The sequence below is a fragment of the Rhizobium sp. 10PS4 genome, assembly GCF_032464805.1.
Classification (GTDB): Bacteria; Pseudomonadota; Alphaproteobacteria; order Rhizobiales; family Rhizobiaceae; genus Rhizobium; species Rhizobium laguerreae.
Window position 1 is genome coordinate 13,912 of the sequence record NZ_JAWDIW010000025.1, and the last position, 22,993, is coordinate 36,904.

General features: G+C 61.0%; 28 protein-coding genes and 2 pseudogenes. 9 read left to right on the plus strand and 21 right to left on the minus strand.

Annotated features, from left to right (window positions below):
- Nucleotides 1–23: 23 nt before the first annotated feature.
- The 6 genes from RWJ89_RS32415 to RWJ89_RS32440 all read left to right on the plus strand — a co-directional run bounded on the left by RWJ89_RS32415 (nt 24) and on the right by RWJ89_RS32440 (nt 3,205).
- A complete protein-coding gene (locus RWJ89_RS32415; protein WP_316032012.1) occupies nt 24–470 on the plus strand; it encodes a YjfI family protein in 447 nt (148 codons plus the stop codon).
- Nucleotides 467–1,201, plus strand: coding sequence for a PspA/IM30 family protein (locus RWJ89_RS32420; RefSeq protein WP_316032000.1), 735 nt, complete (start codon nt 467–469; stop codon nt 1,199–1,201). The genes RWJ89_RS32415 and RWJ89_RS32420 overlap by 4 nt, the downstream gene beginning before the upstream one ends.
- Before the next feature lie 276 nt (nt 1,202–1,477).
- Complete coding sequence (gene parS / locus RWJ89_RS32425) at nt 1,478–1,963, plus strand: type II RES/Xre toxin-antitoxin system antitoxin (protein WP_077977025.1); 486 nt, start codon at nt 1,478–1,480, stop codon at nt 1,961–1,963.
- Complete coding sequence (locus RWJ89_RS32430; RefSeq protein ID WP_168287606.1) at nt 1,960–2,466, plus strand: RES family NAD+ phosphorylase; 507 nt, start codon at nt 1,960–1,962, stop codon at nt 2,464–2,466. Before parS ends, RWJ89_RS32430 begins: the two co-directional genes overlap by 4 nt.
- A gap of 110 nt (nt 2,467–2,576) precedes the next feature.
- Nucleotides 2,577–2,834 (plus strand): ribbon-helix-helix domain-containing protein, encoded by a 258-nt coding sequence (locus tag RWJ89_RS32435; RefSeq protein WP_131641202.1) that lies wholly within the window; start codon nt 2,577–2,579, stop codon nt 2,832–2,834.
- Entirely contained in the window at nt 2,834–3,205 is a 372-nt protein-coding gene (locus RWJ89_RS32440; RefSeq protein WP_316032001.1) for a type II toxin-antitoxin system RelE/ParE family toxin, read from the plus strand. Before RWJ89_RS32435 ends, RWJ89_RS32440 begins: the two co-directional genes overlap by 1 nt.
- A gap of 264 nt (nt 3,206–3,469) precedes the next feature.
- On the opposite strand, the gene RWJ89_RS32445 is transcribed toward RWJ89_RS32440, so the two are convergent.
- The 5 genes from RWJ89_RS32445 to RWJ89_RS32465 form a co-directional block, all read right to left on the minus strand.
- Complete coding sequence (locus tag RWJ89_RS32445) at nt 3,470–4,195, minus strand: amino acid ABC transporter ATP-binding protein (RefSeq protein WP_077977022.1); 726 nt, start codon at nt 4,193–4,195, stop codon at nt 3,470–3,472.
- Nucleotides 4,173–4,832 (minus strand): amino acid ABC transporter permease, encoded by a 660-nt coding sequence (locus RWJ89_RS32450; protein ID WP_017956570.1) that lies wholly within the window; start codon nt 4,830–4,832, stop codon nt 4,173–4,175. Before RWJ89_RS32450 ends, RWJ89_RS32445 begins: the two co-directional genes overlap by 23 nt.
- Nucleotides 4,829–5,500 carry an amino acid ABC transporter permease gene (locus tag RWJ89_RS32455; RefSeq protein ID WP_316032002.1) on the minus strand — a complete coding sequence of 224 codons (672 nt, stop codon included), beginning with the start codon at nt 5,498–5,500 and terminating at the stop codon, nt 4,829–4,831. The genes RWJ89_RS32450 and RWJ89_RS32455 overlap by 4 nt, the downstream gene beginning before the upstream one ends.
- A gap of 79 nt (nt 5,501–5,579) precedes the next feature.
- Nucleotides 5,580–6,365, minus strand: coding sequence for a transporter substrate-binding domain-containing protein (locus RWJ89_RS32460; protein WP_020047053.1), 786 nt, complete (start codon nt 6,363–6,365; stop codon nt 5,580–5,582).
- Nucleotides 6,366–6,368: 3 nt separating this feature from the next.
- Complete coding sequence (locus tag RWJ89_RS32465) at nt 6,369–7,118, minus strand: GntR family transcriptional regulator (protein ID WP_316032003.1); 750 nt, start codon at nt 7,116–7,118, stop codon at nt 6,369–6,371.
- Between the two features lie 267 nt (nt 7,119–7,385).
- Here RWJ89_RS32465 and RWJ89_RS32470 point away from each other — a divergent pair, with 267 nt between their 5' ends.
- Both RWJ89_RS32470 and RWJ89_RS32475 read left to right on the plus strand, forming a co-directional pair.
- Nucleotides 7,386–7,652, plus strand: coding sequence for a type II toxin-antitoxin system Phd/YefM family antitoxin (locus RWJ89_RS32470; RefSeq protein WP_017991284.1), 267 nt, complete (start codon nt 7,386–7,388; stop codon nt 7,650–7,652).
- A complete protein-coding gene (locus RWJ89_RS32475) occupies nt 7,649–8,077 on the plus strand; it encodes a type II toxin-antitoxin system VapC family toxin (RefSeq protein WP_316032004.1) in 429 nt (142 codons plus the stop codon). Before RWJ89_RS32470 ends, RWJ89_RS32475 begins: the two co-directional genes overlap by 4 nt.
- 40 nt (nt 8,078–8,117) lie before the next feature.
- Here RWJ89_RS32475 and RWJ89_RS32480 read toward each other — a convergent pair whose 3' ends face one another.
- The 8 genes and pseudogenes from RWJ89_RS32480 to RWJ89_RS32520 form a co-directional block, all read right to left on the minus strand.
- Entirely contained in the window at nt 8,118–8,888 is a 771-nt protein-coding gene (locus RWJ89_RS32480) for an amino acid ABC transporter ATP-binding protein (RefSeq protein ID WP_222274658.1), read from the minus strand.
- Between the two features lie 12 nt (nt 8,889–8,900).
- Entirely contained in the window at nt 8,901–9,560 is a 660-nt protein-coding gene (locus tag RWJ89_RS32485) for an amino acid ABC transporter permease (protein WP_011648868.1), read from the minus strand.
- Between the two features lie 5 nt (nt 9,561–9,565).
- Complete coding sequence (locus tag RWJ89_RS32490; protein WP_221946343.1) at nt 9,566–10,228, minus strand: amino acid ABC transporter permease; 663 nt, start codon at nt 10,226–10,228, stop codon at nt 9,566–9,568.
- A gap of 113 nt (nt 10,229–10,341) precedes the next feature.
- Nucleotides 10,342–11,181: a transporter substrate-binding domain-containing protein gene (locus tag RWJ89_RS32495; RefSeq protein WP_020047059.1), complete on the minus strand. Its 840-nt coding sequence runs from the start codon at nt 11,179–11,181 to the stop codon at nt 10,342–10,344.
- 257 nt (nt 11,182–11,438) lie between these two features.
- A pseudogene (locus RWJ89_RS32500) lies at nt 11,439–11,824 on the minus strand (TetR/AcrR family transcriptional regulator); the annotation flags it as partial.
- A 193-nt stretch (nt 11,825–12,017) separates the two neighbouring features.
- A pseudogene (locus tag RWJ89_RS32505) lies at nt 12,018–12,302 on the minus strand (DUF1217 domain-containing protein); the annotation flags it as partial.
- A gap of 5 nt (nt 12,303–12,307) precedes the next feature.
- Nucleotides 12,308–12,955, minus strand: a complete 648-nt coding sequence (locus tag RWJ89_RS32510; protein WP_131662820.1) for a TetR/AcrR family transcriptional regulator — start codon at nt 12,953–12,955, stop codon at nt 12,308–12,310.
- A gap of 339 nt (nt 12,956–13,294) precedes the next feature.
- The gene (locus tag RWJ89_RS32520) at nt 13,295–13,543 is read right to left on the minus strand and encodes a plasmid stabilization protein (protein ID WP_316032005.1); all 249 of its coding nucleotides are present in this window, start codon (nt 13,541–13,543) and stop codon (nt 13,295–13,297) included.
- Nucleotides 13,544–13,743: 200 nt separating this feature from the next.
- Here RWJ89_RS32520 and RWJ89_RS32525 point away from each other — a divergent pair, with 200 nt between their 5' ends.
- Complete coding sequence (locus tag RWJ89_RS32525; RefSeq protein WP_316032006.1) at nt 13,744–15,561, plus strand: methyl-accepting chemotaxis protein; 1,818 nt, start codon at nt 13,744–13,746, stop codon at nt 15,559–15,561.
- A 152-nt stretch (nt 15,562–15,713) separates the two neighbouring features.
- Here the strand turns inward: RWJ89_RS32525 and doeB are convergent, their stop codons facing one another.
- The 8 genes from doeB to ehuB all read right to left on the minus strand — a co-directional run bounded on the left by doeB (nt 15,714) and on the right by ehuB (nt 22,973).
- Nucleotides 15,714–16,721, minus strand: a complete 1,008-nt coding sequence (gene doeB / locus RWJ89_RS32530; RefSeq protein ID WP_221946345.1) for a N(2)-acetyl-L-2,4-diaminobutanoate deacetylase DoeB — start codon at nt 16,719–16,721, stop codon at nt 15,714–15,716.
- 7 nt (nt 16,722–16,728) lie between these two features.
- Complete coding sequence (gene doeA, locus RWJ89_RS32535; protein ID WP_221946346.1) at nt 16,729–17,910, minus strand: ectoine hydrolase DoeA; 1,182 nt, start codon at nt 17,908–17,910, stop codon at nt 16,729–16,731.
- Between the two features lie 32 nt (nt 17,911–17,942).
- Nucleotides 17,943–18,935: an ectoine utilization protein EutC gene (gene eutC, locus RWJ89_RS32540; RefSeq protein WP_221946347.1), complete on the minus strand. Its 993-nt coding sequence runs from the start codon at nt 18,933–18,935 to the stop codon at nt 17,943–17,945.
- A complete protein-coding gene (gene eutB, locus RWJ89_RS32545) occupies nt 18,932–19,933 on the minus strand; it encodes a hydroxyectoine utilization dehydratase EutB (protein WP_316032007.1) in 1,002 nt (333 codons plus the stop codon). The genes eutC and eutB overlap by 4 nt, the downstream gene beginning before the upstream one ends.
- A gap of 4 nt (nt 19,934–19,937) precedes the next feature.
- Nucleotides 19,938–20,717, minus strand: a complete 780-nt coding sequence (gene eutA, locus RWJ89_RS32550) for an ectoine utilization protein EutA (protein ID WP_168281544.1) — start codon at nt 20,715–20,717, stop codon at nt 19,938–19,940.
- Nucleotides 20,718–20,719: 2 nt separating this feature from the next.
- Nucleotides 20,720–21,379 (minus strand): ectoine/hydroxyectoine ABC transporter permease subunit EhuD, encoded by a 660-nt coding sequence (gene ehuD / locus RWJ89_RS32555; RefSeq protein ID WP_316032008.1) that lies wholly within the window; start codon nt 21,377–21,379, stop codon nt 20,720–20,722.
- Nucleotides 21,380–21,383: 4 nt separating this feature from the next.
- Nucleotides 21,384–22,043 carry an ectoine/hydroxyectoine ABC transporter permease subunit EhuC gene (ehuC, locus tag RWJ89_RS32560; protein WP_020047068.1) on the minus strand — a complete coding sequence of 220 codons (660 nt, stop codon included), beginning with the start codon at nt 22,041–22,043 and terminating at the stop codon, nt 21,384–21,386.
- A gap of 81 nt (nt 22,044–22,124) precedes the next feature.
- On the minus strand, nt 22,125–22,973 hold the full coding sequence (ehuB, locus tag RWJ89_RS32565; protein ID WP_168281545.1) for an ectoine/hydroxyectoine ABC transporter substrate-binding protein EhuB: 849 nt from the start codon (nt 22,971–22,973) through the stop codon (nt 22,125–22,127).
- Nucleotides 22,974–22,993: the final 20 nt, after the last annotated feature.

Below are 22,993 nucleotides of genomic sequence, written 5' to 3' on the forward strand. Positions count from 1 at the left end.
CAAATATTTTGACGTTCCAACCGATGGAGGACTTTTTGGAGACCTGGAACCTCACCACCTTAACGCGCCTGTTCGCCGCCGATCCCGACGCCCTGGGCGATGTGGATGTAGCCGTACCCGAACAAGGCGACGTCATATGTGTGACTCTTAGGGAAAAAGGCGATCTCGACGTCTTCGTCGCAGTGAGCGGGGAGCGCGACATCCTTGTCAGCGCAGTTCTGGTGCCCTGCAAGGACGTGCCCAATCGAGAAGCCTTCGAACGAATGGTGCTGAAGACCCACAAGTTCGTGCCGCTCTCCAGCTTCGGCATCACCACGATCGACGGTGAGGAATGGTATGAATTGTTCGGCTCGCTGTCAGCACGCTCGCCGGCCGAGACGGTGGTCGAGGAAGTCGCGATTCTGGCTGCCAATGCCGTCGATGCGGCGCACATGATTGAAGAATGGAAAAGCGGGGAGATTGCAGCGTGAGCACCTGGGGAAAGATTTTCACCGCCATTCGCGGCGGCATCAACGAGGCAGCGGAAGCGGCGGCCGACAGCCAGTCCATGCGCATTCTTGATCAAGAAATCCGCGACGCCGAACAGTCGCTGCGTGCGGCGCGATCCGATCTGGCCGGCATTATGGCGGCCAACAAGAGCGTGATGCGCCGACTTGACGAAAACCGCGCCAAGGAGACCAAGGATACCGACAGCGCTCGCGCCGCGATCTCCGCGGGCCGCACGGATCTGGCTCAGGGTCTCGCTCAGCGTATCGCCAGTATCCGTGGCGAAGTGCAGCGCGATCAGGAAGAGCTTGATCGGCTGCTGCCCCGCCAGCAGCAGATGCTGCGCACGATCCAGGAGACCGAAGCGCGCATTGCTCAGATGAAGCGTGAGGTGGAGAATGTCAAAGCCAACGAGTCGCTGCTGCGCGCTCAGTCGGCGATTGCCCATAGCCAGTCGGGCATCAATACCCGTCTCGGTAGCGCCGTCGAAAGTCTCGAACGCATCAAGAAACGCCAGGAAATCACTGCCGGCCGCATCGAAGCCGGTGCTGAACTGGCCGCGCTGGAAAATGGCAACGACCTCGATCGTCAACTGCGCGAAGCCGGCATCGGCGGTTCGAGCCACTCGGCCGACGACGTTCTTGCACAGCTGATGGCACCGAAACATTCAGTCGAGCCCATCTTGCTGCCAGCGCCGACCAGCAAAAAAGACTGACAATCCCAGGAGCGGCAGCCCTGCCTGCCATTCCCGCGCGCTTACGGAATTGGAGCGCCGCGACCCAGCCTCTTAAAGCGGTGGGGATCGCGGCATTTCAATCCGCTGCAAGCTGCCCTTGGCAGGCAGTGCCATCGCCGCCTGCCCGCTTGTTTGGCGCCGGCAGCGAGAAAAGGCACGGTTCCGCGGCCGATACGCCGGATACGCCCGTCAGATCTTGAAATTCATCGCGACACATGACATATAAAAAGCGACAGATGACGTAGGAGAAAGATCATGGCCGTCGCAGCAAAAGCACCTGCTTCAGCGGCAGGCGGTGGTGAACTGCAAAAAATAGAGGCATTGCTCGGCGGCTCGCGCATTCTGTCGCGCAGCCTGACCAATGCTCTCGACGCCCATGAGCTACTCCTGCACGGCCTGCCTGCAACGGCGCTGGATCATCTTGTAGGTACTCTCGTCGTCCTCGGCAAGAACGAGTCCCTCGAAAAGGCGGTGGGCATGAGCTTGCGCACCTGGCAGCGGCGGAAGGATACGCCTTCCAAGCCGCTCAGCCAGGAACAGAGCGGCCGCGCGTGGAAATTCGCCGAGATTCTCGCAAAGGCAACGGATATCTTCGGATCGCAGGCGGAAGCCGAACAATGGCTGGAGCGTCCGGCGGTCGGACTTGAGCAGCGCCGCCCGATCGATCTTCTCGGGACGCCCGCCGGCGTCGAGCTTGTCGAAGATCATCTCGATCGCATGGAATACGGCGTCTATGCATGACCCTTTTGCCGATCGCGCTCGGCGGGGCCGAGCTGGTCGCGTGGCGGCTCGATCAGGCCGTCCATGCGCCGACTTGGGATAGCGGAGAAGGCGCCTATCGGGTTGGCGGCCGCTGGAACAGCAAGGGGGTTCGCGCGGTCTACTGCTCGCTCGATCCCGCGACGGCGATCCTTGAAGTCGCGGTCCACAAGGGGTTTCGGGCTCTCGACACGGTGGCGCATATAATGACAGCAGCCGTCATTGCCGATGCCGGCGATATCCATGTTGTCGATCCGGGAAGCGTGCCCAATCCCAACTGGCTGCGCCCGGGCATTCCCAGCGCCGGGCAGCAAGCCTTCGGAGACGATTTGCTTCGACAGCATCGTTTCGTGGCGATCCCCAGCGCGGTCTCGCGGCATAGCTGGAACCTGATTTTTCTGGCAGGCGGCGCAACGGGCGCCTATGCGCTGAAGTTCCAGGAGAAGTTTGCCCTCGATACACGGCTGCATCCACCCACGTCATGAACGTCTTGGAGCCACGGGGATAGTTGGAAGGGACCGAATCTCAATGTCAAATATTGACATCGCGACCCGGATACAGAACAATTTCAGGAATTTGATAAGGAGGGTGCTACATGACCAGCAGCCTGCATGTAAGCTTGCCCGATGAAATGCGCGCCTTCGTCGATATGCGCGCCAACGGGAAGAGCCAGTACACGACGCCGAGCGAATATGTACGCGCCCTTATTCGCGAAGATATGGCACGCGAAGAAGATCGCCGCTATGCCATCCGCTCGCTGCTGCGGGCGGAAGAGGAATTCCGGCGCGGAGAGACGCTGCCCCTTTCTGCTCTGGATGCTATCGATGCGGAGCTGGATGAAGAACTGCGCTAGTGGCTCCTCGCGTTCTCATCCTGCCGACCGCCCTTGATAACTACCGTCTGGCAGTCCGCGAAACGGCGCGAAAATGGTCCACCGAACAGGCGAAAGCCTATGGCCGCTTGCTGCGGGCGCGATTTGAAGGCATCCCCGAAGCCTATGTCCGCGTAAGGATAAAGAAAGACGAGCGCGCCGGGAATTCGCTCTTCCGGCTCCACAAGATAGAGCACCATTACGCCGTATACATCGTCGTTGACGACTCAACCTTCATCATTGCCGCGGTCTTGCATGAGCGGATGGATATTCCCGCACAGCTGAGGACAATCGAACGATTGTCCGACAGAGAGTATGAAGCGTTGATGGGACATCCTCGGCCGAAGTCCTGAGGACGGTCGGCCGCGATCACCGGCGGCGCGGCGGCAGATCGAGCAGCAAGCCGCGTTAGATAGGCGAGAGGCGTCCGGTTGCCGGAGCGGATAATCGATGCGCAAACGCAGCACGCCATAAAAATGCTCGATCCGCCAAGTCGGCTATTCTCACGGCCTCCTAAAGCGTGTCGCGATCTTTCAGATTCGCTTGTCGCGCTTTAGCTCTTTGTTTTTACGCATGTCGTTGTCGCAAAACCGCTGCACACTTTTGCGCGACATGCTTTAGTTGACACCGAGAAATTGCTTCAACTCCGCTGTCTGCGGATTGGCAAAGACGTCCTCCGGCGGGCCGGCTTCGTGGACTCGGCCCTGGTGCATGAAGACGACGCGGTTGCAGACGTCGCGGGCGAACTTCATCTCGTGCGTCACCATCAGGAGGGTCATTCCCTCGGCGGCGAGTTCGCGCACGACGGCCAGAACTTCGGCGACCAGTTCCGGATCGAGCGCGGAGGTGATTTCGTCGCAGAGAAGTGCTGTCGGTTGCATGGCCAGCGCGCGGGCGATGGCGACACGCTGCTGCTGGCCGCCCGAGAGCTCGTCCGGATAGGCGTCGAACCTGTGACCCAGCCCTACCCGCTCCAGCATCTTGCGGGCGGTGGCCTCGGCTTCGGCTTTCGGGGTCTTCTTGACCACGGTCTGCGACAGCATGACGTTGCCGCCGACGGTCAGGTGCGGAAAGAGGTTGAACTGCTGAAAGATCATGCCGACCTTGAGGCGCAGTGCCTTCAGATGGACTTCGTCATCAAGGAGCTGCGCGCCGGCCACGGAGATGGAGCCGTCAGTGATGGTCTCCAGGCCGTTGATGCAGCGAAGCAGTGTCGATTTGCCCGAACCGCTCTTGCCGATGATGGCGATGACCTCGCCGGCCTCCACATCGAGATTGATGCCTTTCAGCACCTCGGTGGTGCCAAAGCTCTTGCGGACTTCAGTGATTTCGATGAGCGACATTGAGCTTCCTTTCCAGGATCTGGCTGCTTTTTGACAAAGGCCAGCAAAGGGCGAAGTAGATGAGAGCGACGAGCCCGTAGACGGTGAAGGGCTGGAAAGTGGCATTGGTGACGACCGTGCCGGCTTTCGACAATTCGACGAAACCGATGATCGAGGTCAGCGCCGTTCCCTTGACGATTTGAACGGAGAAACCGACCGTCGGCGGTATGGCGACCCTCAGCGCCTGCGGGAGGATGACGTAGCGCATCTGCTGCAACCGGCCCATGCCGAGGCTGGCGGAGGCTTCCCATTGACCCCGCGCGACCGCTTCGACGCAGCCTCGCCAGATTTCGGCGAGAAAGGCGGCACTCCACAGGGTGAGCGCCAATCCCGCAGCAAGCCAGGCCGGTACGTCGATCCCGAAGAGGCCGAGACCGAAAAATGCGATGAAGAGCTGCATCAGCAGCGGCGTGCCCTGGAAGAGCTCGATGTAATATTTCGCGAGTGCCTTGAATGCCTTGCGCTTGCTGATGCGCAGGAACAGCAGCCCCAGTCCGACTGCGCCGCCGCCGATGAACGAGACGAGCGAAAGCAGGATCGTCCAGCGGGTGGCGAGCAGCAGGTTGCGCAGGATGTCCCAGAGTGTGAACTCGATCATCGTGCTGCTCTCCTCGGGAAAATGAACCCGCCGACCATCCCCAGCAGCTGCCGGAGCAGGATCGCCAGCACAAGATAGATGGCTGTCGAAACGATGTAGGCCTCGAAGGCGCGGAAGGTTCGCGATTGTATGAAGTTTGCGGCAAAGGTCAGATCCTCGGCGGCGATCTGCGAGACGACCGATGAGCCGAGCATGACGATGACCACTTGCGACGACAGCGCCGGCCAGATGCGCTGCAGGGATGGCACGAGAACGACATGCCGGAAGGTTTCGAAGCGCGTCATGGCAAGGCTCTCGCCTGCCTCGAACTGGCCTTTCGGGGTTGCCTGGATGCCCGCGCGGATGATTTCGCAGCTATAGGCGCCGAGGTTGACGACCATCGCGAGGTTCGCAGCCGTCAGCTCGGAAAGCTGGAGGCCGAGCGACGGCAGGCCGAAAAAGATGAAAAAGAGCTGGATCAGGAACGGCGTGTTGCGGATCAGCTCGACATAGGTCGCCACGACAGGCTTCAGCCAGGTCGGGCCGAGTGCACGCACCCAGGCACAGAAGGTGCCGAGCGATATGCCGAGCACTCCGCCGATCGCGATAAGCTCCAGCGTGACCAATATGCCCTTGATGATCTCAGGATAATATTCAAGCAGCCAGCCGAATTCGAAATGGTAACTCAAGGAATTGTCCCCTCTTGTGGCGACGGAGCGTCATGTCATCCCGCTCGCGGGCGCGGGATGACATCCGTGAGACCGGTCCTTAGAGATCCGACGGAAGATCGGCGCCGAGCCACTTCTGCGATATGGCGTTCAGCGCGCCATCGGTTTTTGCGGCGGCGACAATGCCGTTCACCTTCTCCAGAAGAGCTGCCTGTTCCTTGTTGAGACCGATGTAGCAGGGCGAGTTCTTGATAAGGAATTTCATCTCAGGGCGCTTGGGAGGATTTTTGGCGAGGATCGCAGCGGCCACGACGTTGCCGGTAGCGATGGTGTCGACCTGGCCGGACAGAAAGGCCGAGATGGTGCCATTATTGTCCTCGTAGCGCTTGATCGTCGCGTCGGCCGGCGCGATCTTCGTCAGCTCGAGATCCTCCACGGCGCCGCGCGTGACGCCGATGCTCTTGCCGGCGAGATCTTCCACCTTGGCGATCGAAAGATCGGCCGGTGCGAACACGCCGTTGAAGAAGGGTGCGTAGGCGGTGGTGAAATCGATCACCTTTTCGCGCTCCGCATTCTTTCCGAGGCTTGATATGACCAGATCGACTTTGTTCGTCTGCAGATAGGGAACGCGGTTGGCGCTGGTGACCGGCACGAGTTCGGTCTTGACGCCCAGCTTTTCGGCAATGAGATTGGCCACATCGATATCGTAGCCCATCGGCGCCATATCGGTACCGACGCTGCCGAAGGGCGGGAAATCCTGCGGGACTGCGACCCGCAGCGTACCGCGCGCCGTGATGTCGGCGAGAGCGTCGGCATAAGACGCGGAGCCGAAGCCGAAGGTTGCAGCCAGGGTCGCCATGGCGAAGAAGACTCGTCTTGTCAGCATAGTTTAATTGCTCCTTTGGATGTGTGGTTTCTGGGGTCTGACAGTTTGGGCGGAGGATACGGTCTTGGGAGGAAGTGACAGGGAACTGCGCAGTTCCGAGAGCGGGTCCGGGCGTGTGGTGAGGTCGAGGCCCGTTTCCACTTCGTCCAGATGTTCGATGGAGAGTTCTGCGGCTCTGACGAAATCGCCCGCTTGCATGGCCCCGAAGATCCGGCAATGCCCGTCATGGGACTGTGCGGCATGAAATTCAGACTGATAGAGCATCGAAATGAGGATCGTCCGCGCGGTGAGATCGCGGAGGATGTCGACGATGATGGCGTTACCGCTCAATTCTGCGATGCGGATGTGGAAATCGCCCATCAAATAGGTCAGGCGCTGGCGGTCGCCCGCAGCCATTGCGCTTTTTTCCTCGTTCAAATGCGCGTCGAGCGCTTCGCGTCCCTCGTCCGTCAATACGCGCATGCTGCGCAGCAATCCGGCCTCGATGACGCGCCGTGCCTCATAGACTGCGGTCGCCTCTTCAGCGGACGGCTCGACAACAAACCAGCCTCGTCTCGGACTGACATGCACGATGCCGCGTGTTTCCAGGCGCATCATGGCTTCGCGGACGCGGGTTCGAGACACACCGAAGAGCGCCGCCAGCTGGTTTTCGCTGAGACGCGTCCCAGGCCGAATTTTAGCTGAAAGAATCCCGGAAACGATCGTTTCCTCGATGGTCTTCTGCGTGCTCTCAGATGTGTGGCTATCTTGCATACAAGACAGGAAAGCAAAGCTCGTGCCAAAATCCTGCGTACAGGATTTCCAAGATGTCTCGGATCCCTCCCGCTGGAATTTGCACACTGGAAATGCAGACTGAGCGCAAATTGAGCGAGTCCGCAATTCCTTGGAAACTCCTCAGCGTCGGTCGCGCCGGGCAAAGCCCTTCCCTATCGAAAAGTTGCTTGCCGCTAGACCGCTTCGGCTTATATAGTCATAATAGTCATAATAGTCATAATAGTCACTATAGTCAGGATAGAGCGAATGCAGCCATCACGACCAGAGGATAAAAGTTGGACCGTCGCCAGTGCGAAGGCCAAGCTGTCTGAGGTTATCGAACGCGCACAAGCAACGCCGCAAACGATCATGCGCAACGGTAAACCGAGCGTCGTCGTCGTTTCGGCCGAGGAATGGCAGCGGAAGACCGCGCGCAAGGGCACCCTTGCAGAGTTTCTGATGCAATCGCCGCTGCGTGGCGCCGATCTGGACCTCGAACGACAGCGCGACGAACCGCGTGATCTCCAGCTGTGAGACTTCTGCTGGACACCAATGTGCTTTCCGAGGTGACAAGGCCGCGTCCCGATGCACGTGTCCTACAATGGCTGGACAGTCTCGACGAGGATCGCTCATTCATCAGCATCGTATCGATCGCGGAGATCCGGCGTGGTGTTGCATTGATGGAAAGCGGGCGGAAGCGCGACGCGCTGGCTGAATGGCTTGCCCAGGATCTGCCGCAGCGCTTCGAGCAGCGCGTCATTCCCGTGGACCAGCCGGTTGCGATAGCCTGGGGCGACTTGACGGGGCTCGCAGAGCGAAGCGGACGCGGCTTGTCGTCAATGGACGGCCTGATTGCCGCCACCGCGATTGCTCACGATCTCACTCTCGCCACGCGCAATATAAAGGATTTCGAGGGCTTGGGGATCGAACTTGTCGACCCTTGGACCGAGCGCCCGTGACGATCCGCAGAGCGGACGGTCATGGGATCTTTCTTTTCGCCTAATTGAAACTCGAGGTTTTGAGGAATTCCGCCAGTCGTTCGGTCTTCGGATGCACGAACATGTGCTTCGGATCGCCCTCTTCGCAGATAATGCCCTGGTTCATGAAGATGACGCGTGACGAAACGTCATAGGCGAAGCGCATCTCGTGGGTGACGAGCAGCATGGTCATGCCGTCGGCGGCAAGCCCCTTGATGACCTGGAGCACTTCGCCCACCAGCTCAGGGTCGAGCGCGGAGGTCACTTCATCGAAGAGCATCAGTCTCGGCGACATGGCGATGGCGCGGGCGATCGCGACGCGCTGCTGCTGACCACCGGAAAGCTGCCCGGGATAATGGTTCGAGCGGGCGGAAAGGCCAACACGATCGAGCCATTTTTCCGCGATGGCGCGGGCATCCGGCTTCGCCATTTTCTTCACCTTGACGAGGCCGAGCATGACGTTTTCAGCGGCACTCATATGCGGGAAGAGATTGAACTGCTGGAACGCCATGCCGGTCAGCGCGCGCTGGCGCGCAATCTCCTTCTCGCTCTTGCGGCGCCGCGTCGCGCCTTCGGCGCGGTAGCCGATCTCCTCGCCATCGAGGCTGATCGTGCCGCCCTGGAATTCCTCGAGCATATTGATGCAGCGCAGCAAGGTGGTCTTTCCGGAGCCAGACGAGCCGATGATGGAAATGACTTCGCCCTCCTCAACGGCGCAATCGACGCCCTTGAGGACTTCGTGGATGCCGTAAGTCTTGCGCAGACCCTGGATGTCGAGAATGGTCTTGGCCATCGGGGGAACTCCTCAGGACGGCAGGGCGGTCTTGCGCTCGACATATTTGCCGAAGTGCTCGATGCCGTAGTTGATGATGAAATAGAGACCACCGGCCAGGAAATAGAACTGGAGGCTCATGAAATTGCGGGAGATGATCTCCTGCGTGCGCAGGAGAAGCTCGGCGACGCCGATGACGGAGAGCAGCGTCGAGGCCTTCACCATTTCGGCCGCCGTATTCACCCAGGCCGGCAGGCACTGGCGCATGGCCTGCGGCCACAACACCGAGGTGAAGGTCTGGGTAAAGGTCAGGCCGATCGCCTTAGCGGCTTCGGTCTGCCCCTTCGGGATCGCCTGAAGTGCCCCGCGCACGATTTCGCCGACATGGGAGGAGCAGAAGATGGCAAGGGCGAGCACGCCGGCCGAGAACGGTCCGAGATCGAGGCCAACAGCGGCGGAGACATAGTAGCTCGCCAGCACCAGCACGAGCACCGGCGTGCCGCGGATGATATCCGTATAGGCGCGCACGGCCAGACGCAAAACAACGCCGCCATAGACGAGCGCCAAACCGACGAAAACGCCGAGTATGGAACCCGCGAGGATGGCCAGCAGGGAGATCGACACGGTCACGCCGATGCCGTTCATGATGACGTATCGGGCGATCCAGAGTTGTTCGAGAAAGGTGTGGGACATCAGGTCTATCTCGGCAGGGCCAGACGGCGCTCGACGAAGCGCATCATGGCGGCGATGAGGAAACAGGTCGCGACATAGAGCGCGGATGTCACCATCCAGGTCTCTATGACACGGAAGCTCTCGACATTGATCTTGCGGGCGGCAAAGGTCAGTTCCGGCACGGCGATGGCGGCGGCAAGCGAGGTGTCCTTGAAGAGCGAGATGATCGTCGAGGACAGCGATGGCAGCACGTTGCGCAGCATCAGCGGAGCGATGATGGAGCTGCGGATCTGCATCCCCGTAAGGCCGATGGCAAGCCCCGCTTCCGTCAACCCTCTCGGAATAGACAGCAGCCCGGCGCGGAACACCTCGGCCAGATAGGCGCCGGAATAAAGCGACAGAACCAAGACGAAGCTTTTTATCTTGTCGAGGCGCACGCCCATCTGCGGCAGCGCGAAAAAGACGAAAAGCACTAGGACGAGAATCGGCAGGTTGCGAATGACAGTGACATAGACCCGTGCCGGCACGACTGCAAAACGGCTCTTGGAGGTCAGCGCGAAGGCCACGACAAGGCCGATCGCGGCCCCGATCAGGATCGAGATCACCGCAAGGCCGAGACTGAGCGCGAGCCCGCTCAAAAGAAAATCGAAGTTGCGCCAGACGGCAGCGAAATTCAACGTGTAACCCATACGGGCCGCCCTTTCAGACCAGAGCATGATGCCGAAAAGTGCGAGCGGTTTTCGGCATCATGCTCTCACTCTTTAAATGCAGAGCGGGAAATATGTCCCGCTCTGCATGGCTGTTACTTGAACTCGACCGGGAAGCCGATCTGCGGCGGCGTCAGATCTTTGCCGAACCAGGTCTTGAAGGACTTGGCGTAAAAGTCGAATTCAACGCCGGTCATGGCTTCGTGCAGGGCGGTGTTGACGAAATTCAGCCAGTCCTGATCGCCGCGCTTGACGCCGCAGGCGTAGGTCTGCGGGTTCCAGCCGTAGCCGGCATCTTTATAGCGGCCCGGGTTCTGCGTCATGTACCAGGCGAGCGACGACTGGTCCGTGGCGACTGCATCGGCGCGTCCCGATTCCAGCGCCTGATAGATCAGGTCGACGGAATCGTATTGGTCGACGGTCGCCTCCGGCAAGGCCGCATGCACCATCGCCTCGGCGTAGACGTTCTGGAGAACCGAGATGGTGACGGAGGAGCCGGCCGCCTTGAGGGTGGCGTAGTCGGCATATTTGCCATCCGCCTTGAGCATCAGGCCGACACCCTCGCGATAATAAGGAATGGTGAAGGCAACCTGCTGGGCGCGTTCGCCGGTAACGGTCATGAACTGGCAGGTGATGTCGACTTTGTCGGTGGTGATGTTCGGGATGCGGGCGTCGGAGGACTGGTTCACATACTCGATCTTCTCAGGATCGCCGAAGAGCGCCTTGGCGATGATGTGGCCCATGTCGACGTCGAATCCCTGAAGCTTGTCGTCGGCGCTCTTGAAGTGCCAAGGCGCATTGGTGCTGCCCGTGCCGAGGACGAGATGGCCGCGGGCCAGCACTTCATCGAGCTTGCTGCCTTCGGCCAGCGCAGGCGTGGACAACAGAGCGGCGACAGCCAGCGACATCACGCCGGTGCGAAAGGAAATGGTCATGGCGTTCCCCTTATGGATTGTTCCTATTGTTCCAGTATACTGGACGCATGTCTGTTTTACTGGAATAATGCTATGAAGTGCCATCAGGGATGAATTGTCAATGGGTCATGCTGAAAAAACGCGCAGTGGTACGCGTGGCGATTTTTTCGGCAGTGCAGCATTGTTCTGTTGTTTAGAGGCTCAACATCATGCCCTTCCCGCTCAGCGCCCTCAGGCCATGCCGAGGGCGAAAGATGCGGTCTTCAGAGTGGCCGGCCTTATGCGTTTGCGTTTTCGGTCGCAGCGCGGATCAGTGAGGCAGCCGCCTCGCCCGCGGCTTCCATATAGGTCGGGTCGCGATGCAACAGAACGACGCCGAACGAGCCATCGAGCAGCAGGACGATCTGCCGGGCGAGTTGCGGCGCTTCCGCCTTGATTCCGGCCGCCTCGAACGTCACCCGTAGCCAGGCCTCGACCCTCTTCTTGTGTTCAATCCCGACTCTCATGGCTGGATGGCCAGGCATATTGGCGAGTTCCGCAGAAGTGCGCAGGAAGCCGCAGCCCTTCCATTTCCGATGGCGGGCCGCGCGGGCAAGATTGCGAAAGATGCCTAGCACCGTTTGAACAGAGCGAGGTTGGGCTGGTCGCGCGCCTCCAGAGGGGCGAAGTACGAACGACTTTCAGAGCCGTCGGTGCGGCAGGGTGACGATCCGCCCGCGCAAACGAAGACCTGGATCTCGGCGCATCGTTGAAACGGAACTGTTCGAGAAGCTCGAAGAGCGCGGCAGTGATGTCAGTTGCAATCTTGATGACCTTGACCAGCTTGCGATGATCGGACGGGTCGTGACGACGCGCGCCTCCGACGTGACATCGTTAGGATCGAGCCCCTTCGCCTCGAGCATGAAGGAACAGATGATCGTCGGCCAGGAATTCGCTGGCCGTGGTCGTCGCCTTCGAGATATCGGATCTTGTCCTGCTTGCAGTAGGTTGCATAGTCGTCGACGACGGACTCGACATGGCCTGCAGCGGAACGGTCGCGTCACATTGCTGTCGAAGTTGATGGCTTCGGCGACTAGCCAGTCATCATCGAGGCTGTTGAAATAGCTTCGAGTCCGAGCATCGCTTTCCAGGATTTTTCGAATGCGCTTTAGGCGGCGCCGACGCCTGCGGCAAAGATGGCAATGCAGCGGCGAAGATGGGCAAACAGTTGAGCCCGATCGGGCCAGGCCCGCGCGCGCCCTTCCGGCGGACCCATGCCGCCGAGGATCATATCCATCAGCATCCGGGCTCCGCTCGCCGTATCGTCCAGCGTCAATCTGCCTTCCGACCGGCGTTCGCTCAGCCAGTCGGCGAGATGCTGGCGGCTGGCAAGCATGCCTTCGCGCTGCAGGATATCGACAAGTTCCGGAAATTGCGCCGCTTCGCGAAAGACGAGCTGCAGGAAGCCGGTGCGATCGACATCCTTGTCCTCGTCCATATCGATCATGAAGATACGTTCGAGGCTCGCGGCGATCGAGATATCTTCAACAGGCCTGGGCAGATCGAGCATCAGGCGTCGATGCGCGCCGACCACGGCAGCAAACAACTCTTCCTTGCTCTCAAACAGCTTATAGAGCGTCTGCTTCGAAACGCCCGCCTCGGAGGCGACGATCGCGGTCGTGCTTCCGGCGTAACCGTATTTGACGAAAACGCGCCCGGCGACTTCAACGATATGCGCCCGCTTGTCCTCGTCGCTGGAAACTTTCGGCCGGCCCCGCTTGCGCGGCTCAGCCGCAGGCTCGTCGACACAATCCATGATGGTCTAGACCGCTCTGCCGAAATGCGTAGCGACGACCTGAGAACGTAGACTACGATTTCTGAGGGATAGTGTTCTCGGTTGTGGCATTAGTGATTTAGCTAATCAGTTCCGCAATGTGCATTGCGTCCCCGCCTCCCTAGCGATGGAGCGCTTATGACGACCATTTCCACTGCAACATCAGTCACTTCCTATTCCTATAGCAAGCGCCCGACATCCGCGTCCCAGGACATCTTATCCTCTAATACGGTTTCGTCGGCAAAAGCAACCAAAAGCGGGCTGCTCGACGGAGAGACGTCGAGCAGCGCCGATCCGATATGACGTTGATATCGAGAAAGATCAAAGTTCGATGCCCTTGTGTGCCCGCCTGTCCTCTTTGATAATTGATTCAAGGTCGATATCCGTGGCACTTTGCTGCAGAAGACGAGCATAGAAGGTCGTGGCTGCCTCGCGGCCGGCTTCCCGTATTTCATACGATTCCAGAGCCCGCTCAACGATGTCAGCTGTTGAGCGATTTTCGCGCCGGGCAAGCCGATGCGCAAGATCGCGTGCCTTCGCACTGCGCGCGGAAAGTCGAGGTTCAGCCATGTCGGTCTCCTTTCACCTGTATACAGCATCAGTCAGCCATCAACATGGCAACTGATGGCTTGATACCACAAGTATTCAGGGTCCTGATTTTGTTCCGATGTCTAAAAGAATTAACCATATCTCAGTGGTCTTACGAAATAATGCCATACGTAGATCAGGCATCTCGAAGCAGAGAGGCCAAAAGTTATTTGGAGACAGTCTTGGCACTTACCATTGCTCGTAGTCTAGTGGCGTTTGGTGTCGCCGTTTCAGCCGGCCTTTTCATGTCGATCGGTTTGCAGCAATCGGCGCTCGAACGGCTGAAAGTCAACGGGCCGGTTTACGAGCAGGTCGTCTACGGCAAGGATTTGATCGCCGATATTCTGCCGCCGCCACTGTTTGTGGTCGAATCCTACATGCTGTCCTTCGAGGCGAGCAAATTTCCGGAGCTCACAGAAACCAATCTTGCCAAGATCGCAAATCTCAAGGCCGCTTACGACGACCGCCGCGCCTATTGGAAAACCACCCGCCTGCCGCAGGCTTTGAAGGACGAACTTGAAAACGATGTCATCGCCAAGGGCGATACATTCTGGGGGGTGATGAACCGTGAGATCATCCCGGCCCTGAATGCCAAGGATGAAGACAAGGCGCATGGTGCGATCGAGCAGCTGCGCGTCGCCTTTCATTCGCACCAGGACGCGGTCGAGAAACTCGTTGCCAATTCCGACGCCTTCCTGAAGGGCGAGGAGCGTAATGCAGCCTCGGAGATCGTCACCTGGACGATCTATGCGGGTGCTGCGGGCCTCGGATCGTTCGGGCTGTTGCTGGTGGGGCTTTATCTCCTGCGTCACCGAGCAATCGTGCCGCTTGATGGCATGAAGGCCTATATGGGCAACCTTGCCGAAGGCGACTTTTCGACCGAAGTTCCCTACGCCAACCGGTCCGACGAGATCGGAGCCATGTCCAAGGCCGTGGCGGTATTCCGCCGCAACGCGCTCGAGCGGCAGCAGGCGCAGAGGCGCGAGACCGCACTACGCGATGCGGAATTTGAGCGCGAACGCAGCCAGCTGGCCGAAAGGGCAGCCGAGGAGCAGATCCGCGAAACGGTGATCGATCGGCTGACATACGGCCTGGAACAGCTATCGACCGGCAATCTCGATTGCCGGATCACGACGCCGTTCGCCACCGCCTACGAGACTTTGCGCGCCAAGTTCAACGACAGTATGGACGCGCTTTGCGCGTCGATGGCGGAGATCGCCCAGACCTCCAAGCAAGTGGGCAGTTCCTCGGCCGGCATCACCGATGCAGCCGACAGCCTTGCCTCGCGCACGGAACAGCAGGCCGCGATGCTCGAAGAGGCCACAGCCGCGCTCGATGAAATGAATGTCAAAGCCAAAGACGCCTCCGACCATGCCGGCAGGGCGACAGGCATGATGGCTCAGACCCGCACCAGCGCCGAACATTCGGCGGCCGTCGTTCGCGAAGCAATCGCCGCCATGGAAAGGATCGAAGGCTCGTCCTCTCAGATTGGCGCCATCGTCAATGTCATCGATGAAATCGCCTTCCAGACCAATCTTCTGGCGCTCAATGCCGGGGTTGAAGCCGCTCGTGCGGGCGAAGCAGGCAAGGGTTTCGCCGTGGTGGCGCAGGAAGTGCGCGAGCTCGCCTTGCGCTCGGCCAACGCCGCCAAGGAGATCAGAGCACTGATTTCCACCTCCTCGTCCCAGGTCTCCACCGGGGTGCAGCTTGTCAACCGCACCGGCAAGGCGCTGCTGGAAATCGAAGGGCAGGTCGAGCAAGTTGCCGGCCTGATCGCCCGCATCGTTTCGGTGTCCTCCGAGCAGGCGGTGGCGATCGGCGAGATCAACGCCTCCGTCAACGCGCTTGATCAGGTCACGCAACGCAACGCAGCCATGGCCGTCGAAACCGCCTCAGCCTGCCGGGCGCTCGGCAGCCAAACGCAGACGCTGGAAGGGGTCGTCAACCGCTTTCAGGTCGATGCGGGAGCCAGCACGTCCAGATCACAGAAAGCTGCTTGAGGTGTGATCAGCAGTCTGATCCCGCCTCTGCCTGTCCGATCACCTAGAGCATGATGCCGAAAAGTGTGCGCGGTTTTCGGCATCATGCTCTAACCATTTAATTTAGAACAGGATTCAGATCTTAGGTCGACCCGGCCTAAAATCATCCTGTTCTAGCCGTCAACGATCGCCACGACGGCAACGCAGTCACCAGCCTTGACCAGCCCTGGGAAATGCCGGGCACAGAGAATGCCGTTCATGCCGGCGCGGATCTCGCGGGGGGCCACCCCGGTCCGCCCGGTCGGATAGATGCGAGCAATGACCGCATCGTCGGTGACGGCTTCACCGAGATCGATGACAGGTTCGATCAGCCCGCCCTCCTCTGCGAAAGAGAAGCAGCGACCGTCCGGCATGTCGAGCCAGGTCGTCGGACCGGGATCGACTGCGCCCGCGACGATCCCGGCGTGGCGCAGCACGTTCATGGTGCCGCGCTTGGCAATCGCCGCACTTTTGGCCGTGGCGGTGCCGCCGCCGCCGAGTTCCGTGGTGATGAAGATCTTGCCCATCTCTTCGGCAGCGGTGTCGTACATGCCGACCGCATCGATCTCCAGCATCTTCATCGAATAGGGAGCGGCAAACGCCCTGACGAATTCGAAGGCTTTTTCCTGCTGTTGCTTGTTCGGCAGGATGTGGGCTGCGCAGAACGGCAGAAAATCGAGCGTCTTGCCGCCGGAATGGAAGTCGAGAACGAGATCCGCCATCGGCAAAAGCACGCGGCTGAAATAGTCGGCGATCTTCTCGGTCACCGTGCCGTCCGGCCGGCCCGGGAAGCTGCGGTTCATGTTGCCCCTGTCGATCGGCGAGGTCCTGGTTCCCGCCAGGAATGCCGGATAATTCATGGCCGGCACGATGATGATAGTGCCCCTCACCTCTTCGGCCTTCAGCGAGCGGGCAAGATCGAAGAGTGCGATCGGTCCTTCATACTCGTCGCCGTGATTGCCGCCGGTCAAAAGGGCCGTTGGTCCCTTGCCGTTTCGGACGACCGTTATCGGCACCATCACCGATCCCCAGGCGGAATCGTCGCGGCTGTAAGGCAGGCGCAGGAATCCGTGCTGGATGCCCTCGGCGGCGAAATTGACCGTCGCGCTGATCGGCGACGGCCGCAAGCCAATCTCTGTCATGACAGCCTCAATCCTTGACCATCAGTCTGCGCGGCACGTTCGCGAAACACTCGACGCCGCTGTCGGTGATGAGGATGCTCTCGGTCGTCTCGAAACCCATGTCGTCGAGCCAGAGACCGGTCATGAAATGGAAGGTCATGCCGGGCTTCAGTTCCGTCCGGTCGCCCGGCCGCAGGCTCATGGTGCGCTCGCCCCAGTCCGGCGGATAGGAAAGGCCGATCGGATAGCCGGTGCGGTTATCCTTGACGATGCCGTATTTCTTCAGCACCGCAAAGAAGGCGTTGGCGATATCCTCGCAGGTATTGCCGGGTCTGGCGACGGCAAGACCGGCTTCCATGCCCTCCAGCGTCGCCTTTTCGGCATCGAGAAAGGCCTGTGTCGGTTTGCCGAGGAAGACGGTGCGCGACAGTGGCAGATGATAGCGGTTGTAGCAGCCGGCGATCTCGAAGAATGTGCCCTCGCCCTTCTTCATCGGCCGGTCGTCCCAGGTCAGGTGCGGTGCGGACGCTTCGACGCCGGACGGCAGCAGCGGCACGATCGCCGGATAATCGCCGCCGATGCCGTCGACGCCACGGGTGCCCGCATCGTAGATTTCCGCGACCAGATCACACTTGCGCATACCGACCTCGATCTTGTCGAAGATGCGGGCGTGCATCGCTTCGACGATACGGGCGGCATTCCGCATATAGCCGATCTCGGTCTCGCTCTTGACGGCTCGCTGCCAGTTGACGAGGGCGGTCGCGTCGACGAAACGCGCATTCGGCAAGTGCTTCTGCAGCGCCGCAAAGGCCGCCGCCGAAAACCAGTAATTGTCCATCTCGACGCCGATCGTGAGCTTGCCGAAGTCGCGCTCGATCAGGATGCCCGAGAGGTAGTCCATGGGGTGGCGCTCGGTCGACTGCACATAGTGATCGGGATAACCGACGATGTTGTCGTGCTTCAGATAGGTAGTGAACTTGGCGCCATTGGCATCCTGGCCGCGGCCGAACCAGATCGGCTCGCCCTGCGGCGGCACGATCACCGCCTGGTGCACGTAGAAGGACCAGCCGTCATAGCCGGTCAGCCAGGCCATGTTCGACGGGTCGCTGACAACAAGCAGGTCTACGCCCTTCGTCTCCATGGCACGCCGTGTCTTTTCCAGCCGCGCGGCATATTCGCCGAGCGAGAATTTGAGTTTGGGCTGGGTCATGTTTCTTCCCTTCTTTTCCGGCGCCGCGCCGGTCAGCTTTCGAACGTGGTCCCGGCATTTGCCGCGCCGGCACGGGCAAAGGCGAGCGTGGCGATGGCGGTGTCCTGGATGCCGGTCCCGGTCAGGTCCGCAATGGTGATTTGGTCGTTGCGCGTCCGCCCCGGCGTCCGACCGGCGACGATCTGGCCGAGCTCGGCAAAGACCGCATCGCCTGCGACCAGGCCGGCATCGATTGCGTGATGCAATTCGCCGAGGCGCCGCGTCTGCTTCAAGCTGTCGGCGACATAGACGTCGGCACCTGCGATGGCGGTCGGATCGATCTCATTCTTGTGCTCAGCATCCGAGCCCATGGCCGTCAGATGCTGTCCGGGTTCCAGCCACCCGGCCTCGATGATCGGGATTTCCGCCGGCGTGGTGGTGACGATGAGATCAGCGCCGCTCACCGCACCTTTGGCGTCCGATGTGGCGGTGATGGGAAAGCCGAGCTTTGCCGCCAGTTCCGCTGCCACGCTTTGCGCCTTGGCGGCATCGCGCGCCCAAATCCTCGCTTCGCGGATCGGCCGGACCAGCGTCAGTGCTTCGAGCTGCAGCCGCGCCTGCATGCCTGCACCGAAGATCGCGGCCACGGACGCATTTTCCCGCGACAGATGTTTTGCCGCCACAGCGCCGGCTGCTGCGGTGCGCACGTCGGTGAGATGGCCGTTGTCCAGCAGCAGCGCTTGCACCAGTCCGGTTCGGCTCGACAGCAGCACCATCATGCCGTTGGTGCTCGGCAGGCCGATCTTGGGATTGTCGAAGAAGCCGGGGCTGATCTTGATCGCGAAGCCCTCGATGCCGGGCACATAGGCGGTCTTTACATCGACTTCGCCCCGATATTCCGGAATGTCGAGTCGCAGGATCGGCGGCATGGCGACGGCCTTGGTCGCAAGCGCTGCGAAAGCGGCCTCGATGCAGGCGACAGCATCTCGGTCAAGCCCGATGATTTTTCTCAGTTCCGCTTCCGTCAGAATGATCATTCGGCTCATGGGCCCTCCTCGCGATAGAGCGGCTGAGTCCCGTTGATCACCCGAAGATGCTGTTCCATGTCGACATTCTGCCCGGACAGGATCGCGACGATAGGACCGTTCCCCACAATCTTCCCGGCACGAAGCGCTGCAATGCCGACCGCGCCAGCGCCTTCCACAACCTGGCGTTCGCAGGCATAGGCATGGCGCATGCCCGCGGCGATTTCCGCCTCCGTCAGCAGGATGATCTCGTCGAGAAGGTCGCGGCACATGGCAAAGGTCACGCGATTGTCGAGGCCGATGCCGCCGCCGAGCGAGTCGGCAAGGCTCGCCACTTCCTCCACCTGCACCGGCCGTCCGGCATCGAGGCTCGCCTTCATCGCGGCGCCCTTCTCCATCGTCAGGCCGATCACTTTGGTCGTCGGACTGATGCCTTTGACCGCGGCGGCAACGCCGGCCGCAAGGCCGCCGCCCGAAAGCGGCACCAGCACGGTGGCCGCCTCCGGCAAGGCTTCGATGATTTCGAGCCCCATCGTCCCCTGCCCGGCTACGACATCAGGATGGTCGAAGGGCGGCACCATCACCAGCCCCTCCTCGCGAACCAGCCGGTCGACCTCCTGCTGCGCCTCGTCCTGCGATGATCCAACGATGCGGACATCGGCCCCGAGGCGGCGGATTTCCGATACCTTGTTCTCCGGCACCAGCCGCGACATACAGATGGTCGCAACGGCGCCTTCCGCCTTTGCCGCATAGGCAAGCGCCCGGCCGTGATTTCCGGTCGAGGCCGCGACGACACCACGCGAGCGCTCGGCCGGCGACAAGGACAGCATCGCATTGGTCGCGCCGCGCAGCTTGAAGCTGCCGGTCGTCTGGTGATGCTCAAGCTTGAGATGGACCGGCGCGCCGGCCAATTCGCCAAGTGAAGCGGACTGCACCATCGGTGTGGCGAGCACACGGCCGGCAATCCGGCGCGCCGCTGCGCGGATATCCTCCAGCGAAACGGGCAAGGTGCTCACCATGATCTCAGCCTTCCCGATAGGGCTTGGTCATCAATTGACCGAGTTCGGGCCGCGCCCGATCATCGCCGCAAAGCCGCAGGCAAGCCCAGGCCGTCGCAAGATTGCTGGTAACGACCGGCTTGCCGATCGCAGCCTCGATCCGGGCCGCGACCTCTGCTGCCCGCACGGCCGTACAGGAGATAAACAGCGCATCGGACTGCGGCGCCAGCGCTTCGCGTGCGAAGGCGACGATCTCGTCCGGTGCGATCCGCGCCATTTCGCGGTCATCGGTGAGGCCGAGACAGGTGAAGCGGTCGATCGCAAAGCCGAGATCGGCGAAATAGTCCGCCATCGGCCGGCTGGTCTCGATCGTATAGGGCGTCAGCACCGAAATCCGTCTGGCGCCCAGCGCCTTCAGGCCGGTCACGGCGGCAGCCGTCGGCGTCACGACGGGCACGCCGGGCTTGGCCGCATGGATCGCCGCCTCGATGTTCCGGTCGCCGATCACCACCGAGGCGGAGGTGCAGGAATAGACGATCGCATCGAGCGCCTCGTCCGGCAGGATCAGTGCCGCGCCTTCCGTCAGCGACGGCTGCATCTTCAGGAGATTTTCCGGCGTGACCGGATTGGCATAGTGGATGCGGCTGACATAGACGCCGAGGCGATCGCCGGCGACCATACGCCGGAAGTCGACTTCCGTCGTATGGTCCGTCGCGAGGATGACCAGGCCGATGCGCTTTTCCAGCGGCCGGTCCTCCAGCCGCGGCGGCCGGCCGGCAGCGATGATCTCGATCTCTACGGTCATGGTCAGTCGTCCATCCTGGCGTAGCGTTCCTCGAGCCAGCGCAAACCCACCACCGAGATCAGGCTGATGACGAGGAAGAAGACGCCGACCAGCGTCATCGGCTCGATGTAGCGGTAGTTGCTATTGGCGATGCTCTTTGCCTGGTTCATGAGTTCGAGCACGGTGATCGCCGAAAGCAGCGGCGTTTCCTTGAACATGGCGATGAAGTAATTTGCGAGCGCCGGGATCATCGGCGGGATCGCCTGCGGTAGGATCACGTGGATCCAGGCCTGGCGCGTCGACAGATTGGTGGCCTTGGCCGCCTCCCATTGTCCGCGCGGCACGTTCTCGATGCCGGCGCGATAGACTTCGGCGGTATAGGTCGCATAGTGAATGCCCATGCCGATGACGCCGGCGACCAGCGGCGCCAGCCGGATGCCGATATCCGGCAGCACGTAGAAGATGAAGTAGAGCTGCACCAGCAGCGGCGTGCCGCGGATGAATTCCGAGATCAAAGCGACGGTCCTGGAAATGCCGGCGACCGGTGAGCGCCGCGCAATGGCGAGCCCCAGGCCGACGATCATGGCGACGGCAGCGCCGAGGATGGTCGCGAGAAGGGTGATCTTGAACCCTTCGAGAAGGGTCGGCATGATCTGCCAAACGAAATCCCAATCCCATTCCATCTGATCAGGTCCTTATGCCGTCGAGGCTGCGCGCCATCCGCCGCTCCAGCCAGCGCATCGTCGCGGAGATCGCCGAGGCCATGAGAAAATAGAGGATGAGGATCGTCGCGAAGGGCACCAGCGTATTGCCGGTCTGTGCCCGCACCACCTGGGCCTGGAACGTCATATCCGTCAGCGAGATCAGCGAGACGACCGCCGTGCCCTTCAGGAGTTCGATCGCATTATTACAGAAGGTCGGCAGCATTAGCGGCAGCGCCTGCGGCAGGATGACGTGGCGCATGCGCTGGTATCGCGAAAGGTTGAGCGCGATACAGGCTTCCGACTGTTCGCGCCCGACGGCCTTGACGGCGCCGCGCACCACTTCCGCCGCATAGGCGCCGACATTCAGCCCGAGCGCCAGCACGCCCGCCTGCAGCGGCGTCAGGGTCAAACCCGCAAAAGGCAGCACGAAATAGACCCAGAAGAGCTGGACGAAGATCGAGGTGCCGCGGAAGAACTCGATATAAGCCGTCGCCAGAGCCCGCACGGCGAAGAAGCGCGATAGGCGGCCGAGGCCCGCCAGGAAGGCCATCACCAGCGCCAGCGCAGACCCCATGATCGTCAGTTCGAGCGTCACCAGGGCGCCCTCAAGGATCAGTGTCAGATAGCCGGACCATCCCGACATCGGCAGCTCACTTCTCTTCTCTGGAGATCGTTCGAGGACGATCCGGCCATGCCCATGGCATGGCCGGCTGCTTACCCTTTATTACTTCGCCGCGGTGCAGAGCTTTTCGCGGCTCGTCGACATCGCCGCCTTGGCCGAGAAGCCGTAGGGCTCGATGATCTTGGCGAATTCGCCGGATTCCTTCAGCTTCTTCAGCTCGACATCGAAGGCGTCGCGAAGGGCAACGTCCTGCTTGCGGAAGGCCGCGCCATCGCAATAGACCGGCGCATTGACCACGGGAGCGACGGTTTCGAGGTTCGGGTCGTTTGCCTTGGCCATCAGATCGTGGATCGACAGAACCGGCAGCGAGTAAACGTCGATGCGGCCGTCCTGCAGCATCTTGATGCCGCTCTGGCCATCCGGAACGACGATGACGCGATCACGCGGCACGCCGGCCTCGAGCGCCAGCTTCTCCTCGGTGCCGCCGCCCGGCGCGCCGATCTTGGCGTCCGGATTGTCGGCGATGTCCTTGTAGCTCGTCAGCTTCAGCGGATTGCCCTTCTTGAGAGCGAAAGCTTCGGCATCGCAAAGGATCGGTTCGGAATAGGCGACGGCGTTGCACCGCTCGGGCTTCATGAAGAGGCCTGCGGTGATCGCGTCGTGGCGGCCGGCCTGCAGGCCGGGGATCATCGCGCCATATTCCGAGATCGAGGCGACCACTTCCTTGATGCCCAGCTTTTCGAAGATTGCGCGCGCCACATCGGGTGCGGCGCCGGACACCTTGCCGTCGGCGCCGACGGCGGTGAACGGCGGCTCGTTGGCGATGGCGATACGCGCAAAGCCTTGCTCCTTCAGCTGCTCGAGCTTGTCATCGGCGGCGGAGGCCGGGGCGGCCGTCATGACCAGAAGCACCGACAGGCTGGCGGCGCTCAAAAGAAATCCTGTTTTCATCGTTCCCAACTCCTCTGATT

What these genes read in the sequence shown, in the direction of transcription:
- eutC (WP_221946347.1), bottom strand. Translation starts at nt 18,935, where the DNA reads ATGAGCCGAATGATCATTCTGACGGAAGCGGAACTGAGAAAAATCATC.
- RWJ89_RS32465 (WP_316032003.1), bottom strand. Translation starts at nt 7,118, where the DNA reads ATGCAAGATAGCCACACATCTGAGAGCACGCAGAAGACCATCGAGGAA.
- RWJ89_RS32470 (WP_017991284.1), top strand. Translation starts at nt 7,386, where the DNA reads ATGCAGCCATCACGACCAGAGGATAAAAGTTGGACCGTCGCCAGTGCG.
- RWJ89_RS32430 (WP_168287606.1), top strand. Translation starts at nt 1,960, where the DNA reads ATGACCCTTTTGCCGATCGCGCTCGGCGGGGCCGAGCTGGTCGCGTGG.
- eutA (WP_168281544.1), bottom strand. Translation starts at nt 20,717, where the DNA reads ATGACCGTAGAGATCGAGATCATCGCTGCCGGCCGGCCGCCGCGGCTG.
- ehuC (WP_020047068.1), bottom strand. Translation starts at nt 22,043, where the DNA reads ATGTCGGGATGGTCCGGCTATCTGACACTGATCCTTGAGGGCGCCCTG.
- RWJ89_RS32495 (WP_020047059.1), bottom strand. Translation starts at nt 11,181, where the DNA reads ATGACCATTTCCTTTCGCACCGGCGTGATGTCGCTGGCTGTCGCCGCT.
- doeA (WP_221946346.1), bottom strand. Translation starts at nt 17,910, where the DNA reads ATGACCCAGCCCAAACTCAAATTCTCGCTCGGCGAATATGCCGCGCGG.
- RWJ89_RS32450 (WP_017956570.1), bottom strand. Translation starts at nt 4,832, where the DNA reads ATGATCGAGTTCACACTCTGGGACATCCTGCGCAACCTGCTGCTCGCC.
- doeB (WP_221946345.1), bottom strand. Translation starts at nt 16,721, where the DNA reads ATGACAGAGATTGGCTTGCGGCCGTCGCCGATCAGCGCGACGGTCAAT.
- eutB (WP_316032007.1), bottom strand. Translation starts at nt 19,933, where the DNA reads ATGGTGAGCACCTTGCCCGTTTCGCTGGAGGATATCCGCGCAGCGGCG.
- RWJ89_RS32435 (WP_131641202.1), top strand. Translation starts at nt 2,577, where the DNA reads ATGACCAGCAGCCTGCATGTAAGCTTGCCCGATGAAATGCGCGCCTTC.
- RWJ89_RS32460 (WP_020047053.1), bottom strand. Translation starts at nt 6,365, where the DNA reads ATGCTGACAAGACGAGTCTTCTTCGCCATGGCGACCCTGGCTGCAACC.
- RWJ89_RS32510 (WP_131662820.1), bottom strand. Translation starts at nt 12,955, where the DNA reads ATGGATTGTGTCGACGAGCCTGCGGCTGAGCCGCGCAAGCGGGGCCGG.
- ehuD (WP_316032008.1), bottom strand. Translation starts at nt 21,379, where the DNA reads ATGGAATGGGATTGGGATTTCGTTTGGCAGATCATGCCGACCCTTCTC.
- RWJ89_RS32490 (WP_221946343.1), bottom strand. Translation starts at nt 10,228, where the DNA reads ATGGGTTACACGTTGAATTTCGCTGCCGTCTGGCGCAACTTCGATTTT.
- parS (WP_077977025.1), top strand. Translation starts at nt 1,478, where the DNA reads ATGGCCGTCGCAGCAAAAGCACCTGCTTCAGCGGCAGGCGGTGGTGAA.
- RWJ89_RS32520 (WP_316032005.1), bottom strand. Translation starts at nt 13,543, where the DNA reads ATGGCTGAACCTCGACTTTCCGCGCGCAGTGCGAAGGCACGCGATCTT.
- RWJ89_RS32415 (WP_316032012.1), top strand. Translation starts at nt 24, where the DNA reads ATGGAGGACTTTTTGGAGACCTGGAACCTCACCACCTTAACGCGCCTG.
- RWJ89_RS32485 (WP_011648868.1), bottom strand. Translation starts at nt 9,560, where the DNA reads ATGTCCCACACCTTTCTCGAACAACTCTGGATCGCCCGATACGTCATC.
- RWJ89_RS32480 (WP_222274658.1), bottom strand. Translation starts at nt 8,888, where the DNA reads ATGGCCAAGACCATTCTCGACATCCAGGGTCTGCGCAAGACTTACGGC.
- RWJ89_RS32445 (WP_077977022.1), bottom strand. Translation starts at nt 4,195, where the DNA reads ATGTCGCTCATCGAAATCACTGAAGTCCGCAAGAGCTTTGGCACCACC.
- ehuB (WP_168281545.1), bottom strand. Translation starts at nt 22,973, where the DNA reads ATGAAAACAGGATTTCTTTTGAGCGCCGCCAGCCTGTCGGTGCTTCTG.